Genomic DNA, 15,347 nt, shown 5'->3' on the forward strand with positions numbered 1-15,347 from the left:
TGTTGTAGCCCTGGAAAAGCTTATTGCCTCGGACCATGAGGTCGTAGCGGTCATTACCCGGCCGGATGCTCGTCGTGGGCGTGGGCGCACCTTGCACCCCTCGCCGGTGGCGGAGCTCGCTCAGGATCACGGTATCGAGGTGCTCAAGCCGGAGACTCTGAAGGCGGGGACGCCTGATGGCGATGAGATCCGGACGCGCCTTGGGCAGCTCCAGCCCGACGCTGTGCCCATCGTTGCCTATGGCGGGCTCGTGCCAGCCGATCTCTTGGATTACACGTGGGTCAACCTGCACTTTTCTCTGTTACCACGCTGGCGGGGAGCCGCCCCGGTGCAGGCAGCAATTCGCGCCGGTGACGCGCGTACGGGTGCTACGACCTTCCGCTTGGCCGAGGGATTGGATACTGGTGACATTCTGGCCCAGGTGGAGGAGCAGATTGCGCCGGAGGACACTGCCGATGATCTTCTGACGAGGTTGGCATACCAAGGCGGGGATCTCCTGGTTGAGACCATGGATGGCCTTGCTCGCAACGGCATTACGCCACGAGCGCAGATCGGAGAGGCGAGCTACGCCGGGAAGATTTCCACTGCGGACGCAAAGGTCGATGTCACTGCGGATGCTGAGGTCATTGATCGAGAAATTCGTGCACACACTCCGGCACCTGGCGCGTGGGTGCAGTGGAATGATCAGCGACTCAAGCTTGGCCCAGTACGACCTCTTGTTCAGGCTGATGTAGAACTTGACCCAGGTGAGTTGCACGTTGCCAAGAGCGAGGTGTTGCTGGGAACGGGCAGCACTCCGGTGCGGCTTGGTCAAGTCCAGGCCCAAGGTAAGAAGAGGATGAACGCTGCGGATTGGGCCCGGGGCCTGGCAGCGGATGCCCCAAGGAAGGTGCAGTAAATGGCCGGAGGTTTTCGCTCCCGTACGGCGAGCGCCAAGCGTCAGCAGGCAACAAAGCCGCAGCAGGGGAAGAGTTTCGCTGCTCAGAAGAAGCGCACTCGCGCAGCGCAGAGGACGGAATCAAAGGTTGATGCACCCCGCGTGACGGCTTACGACACCTTGCGGCGCGTCCACGACGAGGGGGCCTATGCCAACCTCACACTGCCGGCTTTGTTGAAGCAGCGGCGAATCTCTGGGCGCGATGCAGCCTTTGCCACCGAACTCGCCTACGGAACCCTGCGGACGCAGGGAGTGCTCGATGCAGTGATCCGGGAGTGTTCCAGCCGACCGCTGGAAGACATTGCTCCCGAGGTTTTGGATGCGCTGCGTCTCGGTGCTTACCAGCTGATGTATACCCGAGTGAGCGATCACGCTGCAGTAGATACTTCGGTGACGTTGGTGGCGGAACGGGCCGGCGAGAAAGTCAAGGGTTTTGCCAACGCTGTCTTGCGCAGCGTGGGGCGCACGGAGGCTGAGGCCTGGCTGAAGAAGCTGGCACCCGCAGATCCCGTTGCCCGCCTTGCGTTTCAGCATGCACATCCAGAGTGGATCGCTCGGTCCTTCAGCGCGGTGTTGGGTGAGCAGGAGCTGGAGGCTGCCCTGGAGGCGGATTCTGCGCGTCCGCAGGTTCACCTGGTCGCTCGCCCGGGACAGATCTCCGCTGAAGAGTTGGCGCTGATCGTTGGGGGAGAGGAAGGGCGTTACTCGCCTTATTGCGTATACCTCGAATCAGGAGACCCCGGGTCGGTGGAACCCGTTGCCCAGCAACTCGCGGGTGTACAGGATGAGGGCTCACAGCTGATTGCACGTGCCCTGGCTGAGGTGCCAGTTGCTGATGATCAAGGGCGCTGGCTTGACCTGTGTGCGGGTCCCGGAGGCAAGGCGGCCCTTCTGGGATCTCTGGCGCGTATCGACGGCGCAAAGCTCGACGCCGTCGAGATTTCGGAGCATCGCGCACGCTTGATCGAGAATGCGGTCAAAGACCTAGACGTCACCGTCCATGTCGCTGACGGGCGCAATCCCGGTTTGCAACCGGGGTATGACCGTGTGCTTGTCGACGCTCCCTGTTCCGGCCTAGGAGCCCTGCGCCGCCGGCCCGAAGCTCGGTGGCGCAAGGCGGAAAGCGACATCGCTGAGCTCAATTCCCTGCAAATTGAGCTTCTGCGCTCGGCCATTGAGCTCACCAAACCGGGCGGGGCCATCGTGTACTCGACCTGTTCGCCGGATCTTCGGGAAACGCGTGGGATTGTCGATGAGGCTGTCAAGGAAGGCCACGTGCGCGAGGAGAATGCTCACGACTTATGCCCGGGTATGGACGGCGCCGGTGATCAGCTCAGCGTCCAGATGTGGCCGCATCGCCACGGCACCGACGCGATGTTCTTTGCGGTTCTTCGCAAGGTGTAGCCCGCAGCCGTGGGCTAAAGGGTGTGGGTAGACTACGAAGCTATGGCTGACGTACGCATTGCACCCTCGATCTTGTCTGCCGACTTTGCCCGCCTGGGCGAGGAGATTGCAGCAATCTCCGATGCAGACTGGATTCACGTGGACATCATGGATGGGCACTTCGTTCCCAACCTGTCTTTCGGCCCGGATGTGACCAAGACGGTGGATCGGCTCACGGAGAAGGAGCTCGACGTCCACCTCATGATCGAAAACCCCGAGAAGTGGGTGGAAACGTATGCGCGTGCCGGGGCTGACACCATCATCATCCACGTCGAAGCCACGAATGATCCGGCTGGGTTGCTACGCCAAATCAAAGAGCTGGGCGTAAAGGCTGGATTCTGCATCAAGCCTGCAACGAATCTGGAGGATCACCTCGAGCTACTGGAGATTGCGGACGAGCTGCTGGTGATGAGCGTTGAGCCGGGCTTTGGAGGCCAGTCCTTCATGGAGGACCAGCTGGCGAAGGTGCGCACCGCTCGTACCTACATCGACGAGCGAAATCTCGCTACGGTCATCGAAATCGACGGTGGCATCAACGAGGAAACGATCGGGCTTGCTGTTGAGGCCGGAGTGGATGCAGTCGTCGCAGGCTCCTCGGTCTACGGACACGACAACGCCAACGAGCGCATCCAGGCCCTGCGTTCGGCCGCCCGACAGGCATGATCAATCGAGCAATCGCGGCAGCTCGGGCAGCCGGCCGCAACGTTCGAGGACAAACGGGTTCAAACCCGCCGGTGGGTGCCGCCATCCTCGATCGCTTCGGCAACATCGTAGGCGTGGGTGCCACCCAACAAGAGGGATCGGCCCATGCGGAAGTGATGGCCTTGCGCGCTGCCCAGGAGAGGGCCAAAGGCGGGACGCTCGTGGTCACCCTCGAGCCCTGCAACCATCATGGGCGCACGCCGCCGTGCACCGACGCGATCATTGAGGCGGGTATCGAAAGTGTGTACTACCTGGTTCCCGACCCCAACCCGCTCGCTGCTGGCGGTGCTAAGACTCTGGAAGAGGCAGGACTTAATGTTGCCCGCGTGCACGAATCCGTCCCCGAGCTCACTGCCTGGTTGACGTGGGTGCGCACGGGTCTGCCGCACGTGACGTTGAAAATCGCCCAAACCCTGGACGGGTGTGTAGCTGCAGCAGATGGAACCAGTCAGTGGATTACCTCGGCCGCATCGCGAGCACATGCTCATCGTGACCGGGCGCGTCGTCACGCCATCATCGTGGGCGCTGGAACCGCACGGATTGATAAGCCGGGACTCACCGCTCGGGGGTGGGACGGGCGAGAGCTCGAAGGCGTGCAACAACCGCAACGCATCATTGCGGGAGGTGCCGACATGGGGGAGGGATACCGTTCATTCCCCACAGTCGCTGATGCCCTCCGGGTGCTCGGGCAAGAAGGGGCCTACGACGTCCTCGTCGAAGGCGGACCAACTATTGCGGCCTCCCTGATGCGCGAAAACGCGGTGGATGCGGTGCGGGTGTATTTGGCACCGTACATGCTCGGCAATGGGCTGCGGTCAATAGGCGGTGAGGTGTCGAGCACTCTCGCGGACGCCACGCGTTTCGCTCTAGAGTCTTCGACTCGTATTGGCGACGACATCGTTGTGGACTACGTGCGTCGCAGAAGCACCCTCAAGAATTTTTAGGTCAACCAAGGAGCGCAATGTTTACCGGACTCGTAGAGGAACTAGGCACGGTCGACGCAGTAGAGACCGTGGGGGATTCGGTGCGTCTCACCGTGTGCGCAAACACTGTTCTGAAGGGCACTGAGCTGGGCGATTCCATCGCGGTCAATGGCGTCTGCTTGACGGTCACCGAGCTGACGGACAGGCAGTTCAGTGCAGATGTGATGCGTGAGTCCCTGAACCGCTCCAGCTTGGGATCGCTCACACCGGGTCACAACGTCAATGTGGAGCGGGCGATGGCCCTCGGCGATCGACTAGGCGGGCACTTGGTGCAAGGGCATGTGGATGCGACTGCCCAATTGCTCCACCGTCACTCCACAGATCATTGGGACGTTCTGCGCTTCGCTCTGCCGCAGGCGATCGCCCACTATGTCGTGGAGAAGGGCTCGATCACGGTGGACGGAACGTCGCTGACTGTTAGCGCAGTAGGCCCTGACTTTTTCGAAGTCTCCCTCATTCCCACCACCCTGCGGGAGACCACGCTCGGGCAGCTCCCGGAAGGCGCCAGTGTGAACCTTGAAGTGGATGTCGTGGCCAAGTACGTGGCCCGCATGCTCGCCTTGGGCGTGGTGCCCGGCCGGTTCCAGGGGGACAATCCTGGGCAGGACTAGGGGAGTCTAAACTAAATCGCCATGACCGATGAGACGACCCATCTCCACCTCGATTCCGTTGAACAGGCGCTGGCGGCCATTGCAGCGGGCAAGCCCGTCATCGTGGTGGATGACGAGGACCGGGAGAACGAGGGTGATCTCATCTTCGCCGCCGAGCACGCCACACCGGAGCTGGTGGCCTTCATGGTCCGCTACACCTCCGGCTACATTTGCGTCGCCCTGACTGAACACGACGCCGACCGGCTACAGCTGCCGCCGATGACCACGCATAACGAGGATGCGCGGCACACCGCCTACGCGGTGACGGTGGACGCGGCCACGGGTACAACGGGGATCTCGGCTACCAACCGTGCGGAAACCATTGCGCGCTTGGCCGATCCGCACCGTGGTCCAGGGGACTTCACTCGACCTGGCCATGTCGTCCCACTGCGCGCTCGTCAGGGCGGTGTCCTGGAGCGCGACGGCCACACGGAGGCCTCGGTAGACCTCGCGCGCATGGCCGGGTGCCACCCCGCGGGTGCTTTGTGCGAGATCGTGTCTGAAACCGATCCGACCGACATGGCCCGCGGCCCTGAGCTTCGTCAGTTTGCAAATGACCATGGGCTGGTCATGATCTCCATCGAGCAGCTTGCCCGGTATCGCCGTGAGCACGATCCCGCCGTTGAACTGGTCACCGCCACGCGCTTGCCTACGGAGTACGGTACGTTCACCGCGCATGGAGTCCGTGACTTGGTCACCGGTTACGAGCACGTGGCTTTAGTGGTGGGAGACGTTCGCACGGACGACGACGTAATGGTGCGCGTGCATTCCGAGTGCCTCACGGGTGATGTTTTCGCTTCTCGACGCTGCGATTGCGGTCCTCAGTTGCAAGAGTCACTCCGGCTCGTTCAGGAGGCAGGACGCGGGGTAGTGATCTACCTTCGCGGACACGAAGGACGGGGCATTGGGCTCGTTGCCAAGCTGCATGCCTATGAGCTGCAAGACAAGGGCATGGACACAGTCGACGCCAACACGTCGCAGGGCTTACCCGTGGATGCCCGTAGCTTCAGCGCGGCCGGCGCGATTCTCAAAGAACTGGGCGTTAAAAGCGTGCGTCTGCTGAGCAATAATCCGCACAAGTGTGAAGCACTAGGGTTGAGCGGGACGTCGATAAGCGCACGCCAGCCGTTGCATATGGCGCCGACAGAAGACAACATCGACTACCTGCGCACCAAACGCGACCGACTGGGGCATGACCTCCCGGATGTGGCGCGTTTCGACGCCGAACATGAGAAGAGAGGAACTTTCCGATGAGCGCTAAAGGATTGCCCGCCGCCCGTCAGTTGCGCGCAGAGGGCATGCGCGTGGCCGTGGTCAGCGCTACGTGGAACGAGGCTATCTGCGATCGTCTGCACTCGCGTGCCGTGGAGGCCGGCGAGGCGATGGGGGCAAAGGTCGACGAATTCCGCGTGGTGGGGGCACTGGAGCTCCCCGTCGTTGTGCAGGCCGCGGCACGTGAGTACGACGCGGTCGTTGCCTTGGGCTGCGTGATTCGGGGTGGAACTGCTCACTTCGATTACGTTTGCAGCTCGGTGACCGAAGGATTGACCAGGGTGGCGCTTGATGAGTCCACGCCGATCGGCAACGGAGTCCTGACGGTGGATACGCAGGAGCAAGCAGAAGAGCGCTCTGGGGGGCCCGGATCGATCGAGGACAAGGGCGCTGAGGCGATGTATGCGGCTATTGACACCGCCCTGACCCTTTCGCGCTTTGTTAAGCGTGCGCGTTAAAGTAGCCCATTGTGAGTACGCCATCCAGTGACCCAGTCGAGCCCACCTCCACCCCGGCGCGTGTGGAGTTAAGCGAGTACGAGCGTGCGCATCTCAACGCACTCGACCCGCACGCTGTCACCTCTACCAAGCCGTGGGAGTTGACCGTGCGTTCTCGTTTCCTCCGGCTTGTGGCTGCGGGCCTGATCGTGGTGATCATGGCGATCCACATCTTCGTGGGCATCACCCTTGATGTGGAGTACACAGGGGCGGCGATTACGACCATCGATAAGTGGGCTTTCCCCGGCGTGGGGCTGGTCATTTCGGTACTGGTCTGGTTAGCACTAACGCGTCCGCGTCTGCGTGCAAATGCGGACGGAGTGGAGATCCGCAACATTATCGGTACCCGCTTTTACTCGTGGGTCGTTGTCTATGGGCTGAGCTTCCCAGAGGGGGCTCGCATGGCGCGCCTGGAGCTGCCGGAATTTGAGTATGTTCCCATTTGGGCATTGCAGGCGGGAGATGGCGCACGAGCAGTGGAGGCCGTGACCCGTTTCCGTGAACTCGAGTCCGGTTACATGCCCGAGGATTAATTTCCCACGATGGCTGATCCCAGCACGTACCGCCCGGCCCCTGGCACAATCCCGACGGATCCAGGGGTTTATAAGTTTCGCGATGCCGATGGTCGAGTTGTATACGTGGGCAAGGCGAAAAACCTGCGGGCCCGACTATCCAACTACTTCCAGGACATCACGCAGCTGCACCCGCGTACTCGGCAAATGGTGCTCACGGCGGCGTCGGTCGAGTGGACAGTGGTGGCCAGCGAGGTTGAGGCACTCCAGCTCGAGTACACCTGGATCAAGCGCTTCGACCCTCGCTTCAACGTCATGTACCGCGACGACAAGACCTACCCGGTGCTTGCCGTCAGCACAGGGGAGCGAATTCCGCGAGCATTCTTTTACCGCGGGCCGCGGCGCAAAGGAGTGCGTTACTTCGGACCCTATTCGCACGCCTGGGCCGTACGCGAGACCATCGATTCCTTGACTCGCGTATTTCCCATGCGCACGTGCGCAACGGGCGTGTACAACCGGCACGCCTCCTTGGGGCGGCCGTGCCTGCTGGGATACATCGACAAGTGTGCCGCCCCGTGCATCGGACGCGTGGACCAGTCCGAGCACCGCAAGATTGTCGACGGATTCGTCTCTTTCATGGCCGGGAATACCGACAAGGTCATGCGAAGGCTGACCACCGAGATGACCGAGGCCAGCGAGAATCTGGAGTTTGAGCGCGCTGCCTCCGTGCGCGATGACCTGGAAGCGTTAAAGAAGATCACCGAGCAGCAAGCGGTCGTGTTGGGCGATGGAACCGATGCCGACCTGGTGGCCTTTCACACCGATGAACTGGAAGCCGCCGTGCAGATCTTCCACGTCCGTGACGGACGGATTCGTGGTCAACGCGGCTGGGTCGTGGAGAAGGCCGGAGAACAGGCCAGTACCGAACCGGTCGTGGAGGGGCAACTAGACCCCGCTTTGCCGGAATTGATCCAGCAATTCTTGGTCCAGTTCTATTCCGACGCGGTGGAGCGCGAGCGCGCGGATGTCCGGGCAGAGGAGAAGCACATTCGCCGCCGGGGCGTTGACCAGCAATCGCACGCGCAAGACCGCGCAACCGATGTCGTACCCCGCGCGGTATACGTTCAAGTCCAGCCCGCTGCCATTGACGAAGTCTCCAACATCCTGAGCGAACTTAGAGGCGGCCCGGTTGACGTCAAGGTTCCCCAGCGCGGAGATAAGCGACTCTTGCTGGACACGGTGACGCGCAATGCTCAAGATGCGCTCAAGCAGCACAAACTTAAGCGTGTTGGCGATCTCACTGCTCGCTCGGCGGCCTTGCAGGAGATCCAAGAGGCCCTGGGCATGGAGGACTCTCCGCTGCGCATCGAGTGCACGGATATCTCCCACATCCAGGGCACCGATGTTGTCGCCTCCTTGGTGGTTTTTGAGGACGGGCTGCCGAAGAAGGCAGATTATCGCCGGTACCGCATCAAAGAAGCTGCAGGGGACGGGCACAGCAATGACGTGGGGTCAATCGCAGAGGTCACCCGTCGGCGATTCAAGCGCTACCAGGAGGACAAGACCGCCAACCCGATCGAAGACGACACCGTCTTTGCTGATGAGAAGGTAGAGGAACACTCCACCGACAACAAGCGTTTCGCTTACCCACCGCAGCTTTTCATCGTCGACGGTGGCGCTCCGCAGGTTGCAGCTGCCCAGCAGGTGTTCGACGAGTTGGGAATTGTGGATGTCACCCTCATCGGCCTGGCAAAGCGACTCGAGGAGGTGTGGGTTCCCGGCGAAAACGAGCCGGTTATTCTTCCCCGCAACTCCGAGGCGCTATACCTATTGCAGCACATCCGGGACGAAGCTCACCGCTTTGCCATCACGTATCACCGCCAGCAGCGCTCGAAAAACATGCGGCGCAGCGAGCTCGACGATGTGCCCGGATTAGGGCCTGCCCGCCGGCGCGATTTGGTTAAGCACTTCGGATCGGTGAAAAAGCTCAAGGCCGCCAGCGTGGAAGAGATTAGCCAGGTGAAGGGTTTCGGGCCGAAGCTTGCGGAATCCGTGTACAAACATCTCCACCGCAGCGAGTCTTAGCCAGTACGATGGCAGCATGACCGTCTCCTCCTCGGCACAGACTTCGTCGCGCTTGTCCACACCTCCGGTGCTCATCACCGGGATGTCCGGGGGAGGCTTAAGCTCCGCGGCCAAGGTGTTTGAGGACAAGGGCTTCTACGTTGCCCACAACATTCCGACCAAAATCCTGGTTGATCTCTTTGAGCTGTGCGCAAGCGAGAATTCGCCAGTAGACAAGGTCGCGGTGGTTTCCGACGTGCGCACTCGCATGTTCGAGGGCAGCCTGCTGGAGGCGAAACAGCAGCTTGCGGACCGTGGCTTGGAGCCCACGGTCTTGTTCATGGAAGCGCGTGACGACGTCCTCATTCGCCGTTTCGACTCCGTCCGGCGAACCCATCCGCTCCAGGAAGGGGAGTCACTGAGCCACGGAATCGCTCGCGAGCGGGAGGCGATCTCCGCGGTCAAGGCCAATGCGGACATCGTGATCGATACCTCCAACCTCTCGGTCCACGACCTGCGACGCGCGATCGAGGCGGCTTTTGGCTCCATGGCGGCCGAGAAGCAGCATGTCACCGTGGAGTCATTCGGCTTCAAGCACGGAGCACCCTTGGATGCAGATGTGCTTATCGACGTCCGATTCCTCCCCAATCCCTATTGGGTTCCCGAGTTGCGCGCCTATCGTGGAACCGATGCCCCGGTGGCGGAATACGTGCTTTCTCAGCCGGAGGCGGAGACCTTCATCCACAACTTTGAAACGATGCTTGATTCCATGCTGGGCGGATACCGACACGAGGGCAAGGACTTTATCTCCGTGGGCGTGGGCTGCACCGGAGGGCACCACCGCTCCGTGGCGGTAGCGGAGGAGATCGGCCGCCGACTGCGCGAGCGAGGCGACCTGGAAGTCAATGTCATGCACCGCGACATCGCGCGCTCCTAGCTGATCTGCCAAGGAGATTGACTTAGAAATGAGCGAAAACTTTCACTCGATCGCATCCCTCGGTGGTGGACACGGGCTGTATCAGACTTTGCGAGCAACCCGCCTGATGGAGCTGGAGAGCATCACCGCCATTGTGACCGTTGCTGACGACGGCGGATCCTCCGGGCGCCTGCGCAAGGAACTGGGGATGATTCCGCCAGGAGACTTGCGTATGGCATTGGCAGCGCTAGCTCACGAGGATGCGGACGGGAAGCTTCTTTCCGAGCTGCTCCAGCACCGCTTTCGGGGCCACGGCGCTCTGGCCGGGCATGCCGTGGGAAACCTCATCATCGCAGGTCTAACCGAGGTATTGGGGACTGAGCAGCAAGCGCTGGACACCGTGGCACGCTTAACCCGTTCAGCTGGTCGAGTCCTACCCATGGTTCTGGAGCCGCTCGAGATCGAGGCGGACGTGGCCGGGTTGGATGACGATCCGCGCATTATGCGGGCAGTTCGTGGCCAGGTGGCTGTAGCAACCACCACGGGCACAGTGCGCCGCGTTCGCCTGGTCCCCGAGAAGCCGCAGGCTAACCAGGAAGCGACCCAAGCGATCGCCGAAGCAGACATGGTCACGCTTGGCCCAGGTTCGTGGTTCTCCTCCGTTATCCCGCATCTTCTCGTGCCCGGGATTGTTGAGGCATTGAACACTTCGCCGGCGCTTAAAGTAGCCATTATCAATCTGACAGCAGAAGCGGGGGAGACCGCCGGCTTTTCCACTGAGCGGCACGTGCACATGTTGCGCCAGCACGCGCCCAGCCTCCGGCTGGATAGGGTCTTAGTGGATTCCACCGTGCTGCCAACCATCGGCGAGCGCCGATACGTGGAGCAAGCCGCAGCCTCACTCGGCGCCCGCGTTGAGTACGAGGATCTCCGCGCGGTTGATGAGAACGGACGAGTGACAGACATTCATGACCCAGTAAAGCTTGCAGCCGCTCTCCAGCGGCTAAATGCAGAGCGCTAAACTAACCCACTCGCCCCGATTCTCGTACCAGAAAGCAAAGGAAGCTACCGACGTGTCATTGACGGACAAGGTCAAGCAGGAACTGGTCTCCGTCGAGCTTCCTCGACAGTCGGCGCGGCACGCGGAGGCAGCGGCCCTACTGCGCTTCGCTGCCACTATTGAGGTTGGTCACTCGACAATTCGTCTCGAGGCAGAGTTCTCCCAACGGATAGTCGCAGAACGGCTGCGCGCTTTGCTTAAGGAATCCTTCGGCGTTGAATGCGCCATCCACACCATCGGTCCTGGTGGTAAGTCGAAATCCACCACTCACCATCTTTACGTCACCGAGGGCGCCGGAGATGTGGTGCGTCGACTTGGGTTAGTGACTCGGTCGGGAGCCCCGGTGATCGGTTTGCCTCCCCAGGTCGTATCGGGCGGTGTAGAGGATGCTGAAGCTGCCTGGCGCGGAGCGTTTCTTGCCCAAGGCATGCTCAGCGAGCCAGGCCGAAGCTCCACCCTGGAAGTCAGCGCGCCGTGCGTGGAAGCCGCTTTGGCCCTCGTTGGGTGTGCGCGTCGACTGGGGCTTTCCGCCAAGACCAAGGAGACCCGTGGCACCGACCGGGTTGTCGTGCGTGACGGCGACGGGGTCGGGGCACTATTAACCAGGATGGGGGCGTACCGTACGCGGCTGGAATGGGATGAGAAGCGTCTGAAGCGTGAAAGCCGCGAGCCAGAGAACCGTCTGGCGAACTTTGATGATGCCAACCTGCGGCGTTCCGCACGAGCCGCTGTAGCTGCAGCTGCGCGTGTGGAGCGCGCCATGGAGATTCTGGGCGATGACGTCCCGGAGCACTTGGCCGAGGCCGGTCACCTGCGCGTCGAGCACCGACAGGCCTCCTTGGAGGAGCTCGGCCGTCTTGCAGACCCACAGTTGACCAAAGACGCCGTTGCAGGACGGATTCGCCGATTGCTATCCATGGCAGACCGTCACGCGGAAGAACTCGGAATCCCGGGTACTGCAGCGGCTATCGACGACGAAGACGTTGATCACACTTAAAGCTTTTCCGGTCGTCTTGTCCGCCGAAAAGAGCCCGTTTGCTGAGAGCAAACAACGGAGGGTCTTCAGTGCATCTTTTTGTGTAGAGGAGTATTCTTAGCTAAAGAGGTTGAAGGCCGAGTAACCGGCTTTCTACCTGGACTTTCGAACTCTACTCAGAGGAGAACACAGTGACCATTCGTGTTGGTATCAACGGCTTTGGCCGCATCGGCCGCAGCTTCTTCCGCGCGGTGCTGGAGCGCAGCGAGGACCTGGAGGTTGTTGCTGTCAACGATCTGACCGACAACAAGACCCTGTCCACCCTGCTGAAGTTTGACTCCATCATGGGTCGCCTCGGACAGGAGGTCGAGTTCGACGACGAGTCCATCACCGTTGGTGGCAAGCGCATCGCTGTTTACGCCGAGCGCGATCCGAAGAACCTGGACTGGGCAAAGCACGAGGTTGACATCGTGATCGAGTCCACCGGCTTCTTCACCGACGCCAACGACGCCAAGGCCCACATCGAGGCCGGCGCAAAGAAGGTTCTCATCTCCGCTCCGGCGAAGAACGAGGACGCCACCTTCGTGTACGGCGTTAACCACGAGGATTACGACCCGGAGAACCACAACGTCATCTCCGGCGCTTCCTGCACCACCAACTGCCTGGCTCCGATGGCCAAGGTTCTCAACGATGCCATCGGCATCGAGCGTGGCCTGATGACCACCATCCACGCTTACACCGGTGACCAGCGCCTGCACGACGCTCCGCACCGCGACCTGCGTCGTGCCCGCGCAGCTGCTCAGAACATTGTTCCGACCTCGACTGGCGCCGCTAAGGCTGTTGCGCTGGTTCTTCCGGAGCTCAAGGGCAAGCTGGACGGTTACGCACTGCGCGTCCCCGTCATCACCGGTTCCGTGACCGACCTGACCTTCACCGCTTCCCGCGAGACCTCCGTCGAGGAGATCAACGAGATCGTCAAGAAGGCAGCCACCGGTGAGCTGGGCGAGACCCTCGCTTACTCCGAGGAGCCGCTGGTTTCCACCGACATCATCCACGAGTCCCACGGCTCCATCTTCGATGCCGGCCTGACCAAGGTTCAGGGCAACCAGGTCAAGGTTGTTTCCTGGTACGACAACGAGTGGAGCTACACCTGCCAGCTCCTGCGTCTGACCGAGCTCGTGGCTTCCAAGCTCTAATCTGACCAGTTATTGGTTTGCGTCCCATGGTCTCCGAGGGCGTGCCTCGGCACGTGCTCTCGGGGGCCATGGGCTTTTTAGTGAATACACTTGCAAAGGAGATTTTTGATGTCAGTTAAGACTCTTCAGGACCTGCTGGATTCCGGCGTAGAGGGCCGCCACGTTCTAGTCCGCTCGGACCTTAACGTGCCGCTCAATGACAACGGTGAGATCACCGACCCCGGCCGAATCAACGCTTCCGTGGGCACGCTGAAGGCGCTTCTCGACGCTGGTGCCAAGGTCATCGTTACCGCCCACCTGGGACGGCCGAAGGGCGAGCCGAACCCGAAGTACTCTCTGGCTCCGGTAGCTGAGGCTTTGTCCGAAGCCCTCGGCCAGTACGTTGCCCTGGCCGGCGATGTGACCGGTGAGGACGCACATGAACGCGCCAACGGTCTCACCGAGGGGGAAATCCTCCTGGTGGAGAACGTGCGTTTCGACGCTCGAGAGACCTCGAAGGACGACAGCGAGCGCGAGGAGTTTGCCAAGGAGCTCGCCGCCTTGGCCGCCGACAATGGCGCTTTCGTCTCCGACGGTTTTGGTGTGGTGCACCGCAAGCAGGCTTCTGTCTACGACGTAGCTAAGCTGCTGCCCGCTTACGCCGGCAACCTGGTCAACGATGAGTTGGACAAGCTCGGCGCTGTGGCGAAGGATCCGGAGCAGCCCTACGTCGTGGTGCTGGGCGGATCCAAGGTTTCCGACAAGCTCGGTGTCATCGAGGCGCTGGCGGAAAAGGCAGACAAGCTCATCATCGGCGGCGGCATGTGCTATACCTTCCTGGCCGCCAAGGGCCACAACGTGCAGGAGTCCCTGCTGCAGGAAGAGATGATCGACACCTGCAAGGAGCTGCTGGAGCGCTACGAGTCCAAGCTGGTCCTGCCGGTCGATTTGCTAGCCGCCAGTGAGTTCGACTCCGCTAAGGCGGAGACCAAGCTCGTCGATCTGGATAGCATTCCGGAGGGCTGGATGTCCCTCGACGTGGGACCGGAAACTGTGAAGAAGTTCGGTGAGGTCCTGGCCTCCGCCAAGACCATCTTCTGGAATGGCCCCATGGGCGTCTTCGAGCAGGAAGCCTTCTCCAAGGGCACCGCTGGCGTTGCCCAGGCGATTATCGATGCCACCCGTTCCAACGGCGCCTTCAGCGTGGTCGGCGGCGGTGACTCCGCAGCGTCGGTACGCCTGCTTGGCCTGGACGAGGATGGATTCAGCCACATCTCCACCGGCGGCGGTGCTTCCCTCGAACTTCTCGAGGGCAAGGACCTCCCCGGCGTGGCAGTTCTCAACGCTTAAGAATTCTTCGAAGGAGTATCCACCATGGCACGTACCCCCCTCATCGCGGGCAACTGGAAGATGAACCTCGATCACATGGAGGCCATCAGCACTGTTCAGCGCCTGGCCTTCGCCCTGCCGAAGGAGTACTACGAAAAGGTCGACGTAGCTGTCACGGTCCCGTTTACCGACCTCCGCTCGGTACAGACCGTAGTTGAGGCCGAGAAGTACCTGTTCACCTTCGGTGCGCAGGATGTTTCTGAGCACGAAAAGGGCGCTTACACCGGCGATATTTCGGCACAGATGCTCAAGCGCCTGGGCTGCACCTACGTAGTAGTTGGTCACTCCGAGCGCCGTGAGTACCACCACGAGACCAATGAGATCGTCGCCGCGAAGGCCAAGGCCGCCCTCGGCCAGGAAATCACTCCGATCGTCTGCGTGGGCGAGCCGCTCGAGGAGCGCGAGGCTGGAAACCACGTAGCTTTTGTTACCGAGCAGACCCGCGAATCGCTTGCTGGTCTGACCCCGGAGCAGCTGAGCAACACTGTGATCGCCTACGAGCCGGTGTGGGCAATCGGCACTGGCAAGACCGCCACCGCCGCAGACGCACAGGAAGTCTGTGCCGCCATCCGCGCACTGATCAAGGATCTTGCTGGTGAAGAGGTCGCGGCCGGCATCCGCATTCTGTACGGCGGATCTGTCAAGACCGACTCGGTGGGTGAGCTCGTGAGCCAGCCGGATGTCGACGGCGGACTGGTCGGCGGCGCCTCGCTCGATGGTGAAGAATTCGCCAAACTCGCCGCAGCCGCAGCCCAGGCAGTTACTGCCTAG

At 61.4% G+C, this 15,347-nt stretch carries 15 protein-coding genes; all 15 read left to right on the forward strand.

Going from position 1 to position 15,347, the window contains the following annotated elements; translation table 11 throughout:
* A partial coding sequence (locus FHE74_RS05515; RefSeq protein ID WP_139465514.1) for a methionyl-tRNA formyltransferase occupies positions 1-898 on the forward strand: 898 nt, incomplete at its 5' end.
* Positions 899-2,341 (forward strand): RsmB/NOP family class I SAM-dependent RNA methyltransferase, encoded by a 1,443-nt coding sequence (locus FHE74_RS05520; RefSeq protein WP_139465515.1) that lies wholly within the window; start codon positions 899-901, stop codon positions 2,339-2,341.
* A 42-nt stretch (positions 2,342-2,383) separates the two neighbouring features.
* The gene (gene rpe, locus FHE74_RS05525; protein ID WP_139465516.1) at positions 2,384-3,043 is read left to right on the forward strand and encodes a ribulose-phosphate 3-epimerase; all 660 of its coding nucleotides are present in this window, start codon (positions 2,384-2,386) and stop codon (positions 3,041-3,043) included.
* The gene (gene ribD, locus FHE74_RS05530; protein WP_139465517.1) at positions 3,040-4,026 is read left to right on the forward strand and encodes a bifunctional diaminohydroxyphosphoribosylaminopyrimidine deaminase/5-amino-6-(5-phosphoribosylamino)uracil reductase RibD; all 987 of its coding nucleotides are present in this window, start codon (positions 3,040-3,042) and stop codon (positions 4,024-4,026) included. Before rpe ends, ribD begins: the two co-directional genes overlap by 4 nt.
* A 17-nt stretch (positions 4,027-4,043) precedes the next feature.
* The gene (locus FHE74_RS05535) at positions 4,044-4,676 is read left to right on the forward strand and encodes a riboflavin synthase (RefSeq protein ID WP_139465518.1); all 633 of its coding nucleotides are present in this window, start codon (positions 4,044-4,046) and stop codon (positions 4,674-4,676) included.
* Positions 4,677-4,697: 21 nt separating this feature from the next.
* Positions 4,698-5,969 carry a bifunctional 3,4-dihydroxy-2-butanone-4-phosphate synthase/GTP cyclohydrolase II gene (locus tag FHE74_RS05540; RefSeq protein ID WP_139465519.1) on the forward strand — a complete coding sequence of 424 codons (1,272 nt, stop codon included), beginning with the start codon at positions 4,698-4,700 and terminating at the stop codon, positions 5,967-5,969.
* Positions 5,966-6,445, forward strand: a complete 480-nt coding sequence (gene ribH, locus FHE74_RS05545) for a 6,7-dimethyl-8-ribityllumazine synthase (protein WP_139465520.1) — start codon at positions 5,966-5,968, stop codon at positions 6,443-6,445. The genes FHE74_RS05540 and ribH overlap by 4 nt, the downstream gene beginning before the upstream one ends.
* Positions 6,446-6,456: 11 nt before the next feature.
* On the forward strand, positions 6,457-7,017 hold the full coding sequence (locus tag FHE74_RS05550; protein WP_139465521.1) for a PH domain-containing protein: 561 nt from the start codon (positions 6,457-6,459) through the stop codon (positions 7,015-7,017).
* Between the two features lie 9 nt (positions 7,018-7,026).
* The gene (gene uvrC, locus FHE74_RS05555) at positions 7,027-9,081 is read left to right on the forward strand and encodes an excinuclease ABC subunit UvrC (protein WP_139465522.1); all 2,055 of its coding nucleotides are present in this window, start codon (positions 7,027-7,029) and stop codon (positions 9,079-9,081) included.
* A gap of 16 nt (positions 9,082-9,097) precedes the next feature.
* Entirely contained in the window at positions 9,098-9,997 is a 900-nt protein-coding gene (gene rapZ, locus FHE74_RS05560; RefSeq protein ID WP_139465523.1) for an RNase adapter RapZ, read from the forward strand.
* A gap of 28 nt (positions 9,998-10,025) precedes the next feature.
* A complete protein-coding gene (locus tag FHE74_RS05565) occupies positions 10,026-10,997 on the forward strand; it encodes a gluconeogenesis factor YvcK family protein (protein ID WP_139465524.1) in 972 nt (323 codons plus the stop codon).
* A 52-nt stretch (positions 10,998-11,049) separates the two neighbouring features.
* The gene (gene whiA, locus FHE74_RS05570) at positions 11,050-12,033 is read left to right on the forward strand and encodes a DNA-binding protein WhiA (protein WP_246049201.1); all 984 of its coding nucleotides are present in this window, start codon (positions 11,050-11,052) and stop codon (positions 12,031-12,033) included.
* Positions 12,034-12,203: 170 nt separating this feature from the next.
* Positions 12,204-13,208: a type I glyceraldehyde-3-phosphate dehydrogenase gene (gene gap, locus FHE74_RS05575; protein ID WP_139465526.1), complete on the forward strand. Its 1,005-nt coding sequence runs from the start codon at positions 12,204-12,206 to the stop codon at positions 13,206-13,208.
* A gap of 108 nt (positions 13,209-13,316) precedes the next feature.
* Positions 13,317-14,537, forward strand: a complete 1,221-nt coding sequence (locus tag FHE74_RS05580; protein WP_139465527.1) for a phosphoglycerate kinase — start codon at positions 13,317-13,319, stop codon at positions 14,535-14,537.
* A 24-nt stretch (positions 14,538-14,561) separates the two neighbouring features.
* Positions 14,562-15,347: a triose-phosphate isomerase gene (gene tpiA / locus FHE74_RS05585; protein WP_139465528.1), complete on the forward strand. Its 786-nt coding sequence runs from the start codon at positions 14,562-14,564 to the stop codon at positions 15,345-15,347.

The organism is Corynebacterium tapiri, from assembly GCF_006334925.1.
Classification (GTDB): Bacteria; Actinomycetota; Actinomycetes; order Mycobacteriales; family Mycobacteriaceae; genus Corynebacterium; species Corynebacterium tapiri.

What these genes read in the sequence shown, in the direction of transcription:
- FHE74_RS05535 (WP_139465518.1), top strand. Translation starts at nt 4,044, where the DNA reads ATGTTTACCGGACTCGTAGAGGAACTAGGCACGGTCGACGCAGTAGAG.
- rapZ (WP_139465523.1), top strand. Translation starts at nt 9,098, where the DNA reads ATGACCGTCTCCTCCTCGGCACAGACTTCGTCGCGCTTGTCCACACCT.
- tpiA (WP_139465528.1), top strand. Translation starts at nt 14,562, where the DNA reads ATGGCACGTACCCCCCTCATCGCGGGCAACTGGAAGATGAACCTCGAT.
- FHE74_RS05580 (WP_139465527.1), top strand. Translation starts at nt 13,317, where the DNA reads ATGTCAGTTAAGACTCTTCAGGACCTGCTGGATTCCGGCGTAGAGGGC.
- FHE74_RS05565 (WP_139465524.1), top strand. Translation starts at nt 10,026, where the DNA reads ATGAGCGAAAACTTTCACTCGATCGCATCCCTCGGTGGTGGACACGGG.
- ribD (WP_139465517.1), top strand. Translation starts at nt 3,040, where the DNA reads ATGATCAATCGAGCAATCGCGGCAGCTCGGGCAGCCGGCCGCAACGTT.
- FHE74_RS05540 (WP_139465519.1), top strand. Translation starts at nt 4,698, where the DNA reads ATGACCGATGAGACGACCCATCTCCACCTCGATTCCGTTGAACAGGCG.
- rpe (WP_139465516.1), top strand. Translation starts at nt 2,384, where the DNA reads ATGGCTGACGTACGCATTGCACCCTCGATCTTGTCTGCCGACTTTGCC.
- uvrC (WP_139465522.1), top strand. Translation starts at nt 7,027, where the DNA reads ATGGCTGATCCCAGCACGTACCGCCCGGCCCCTGGCACAATCCCGACG.
- ribH (WP_139465520.1), top strand. Translation starts at nt 5,966, where the DNA reads ATGAGCGCTAAAGGATTGCCCGCCGCCCGTCAGTTGCGCGCAGAGGGC.
- FHE74_RS05520 (WP_139465515.1), top strand. Translation starts at nt 899, where the DNA reads ATGGCCGGAGGTTTTCGCTCCCGTACGGCGAGCGCCAAGCGTCAGCAG.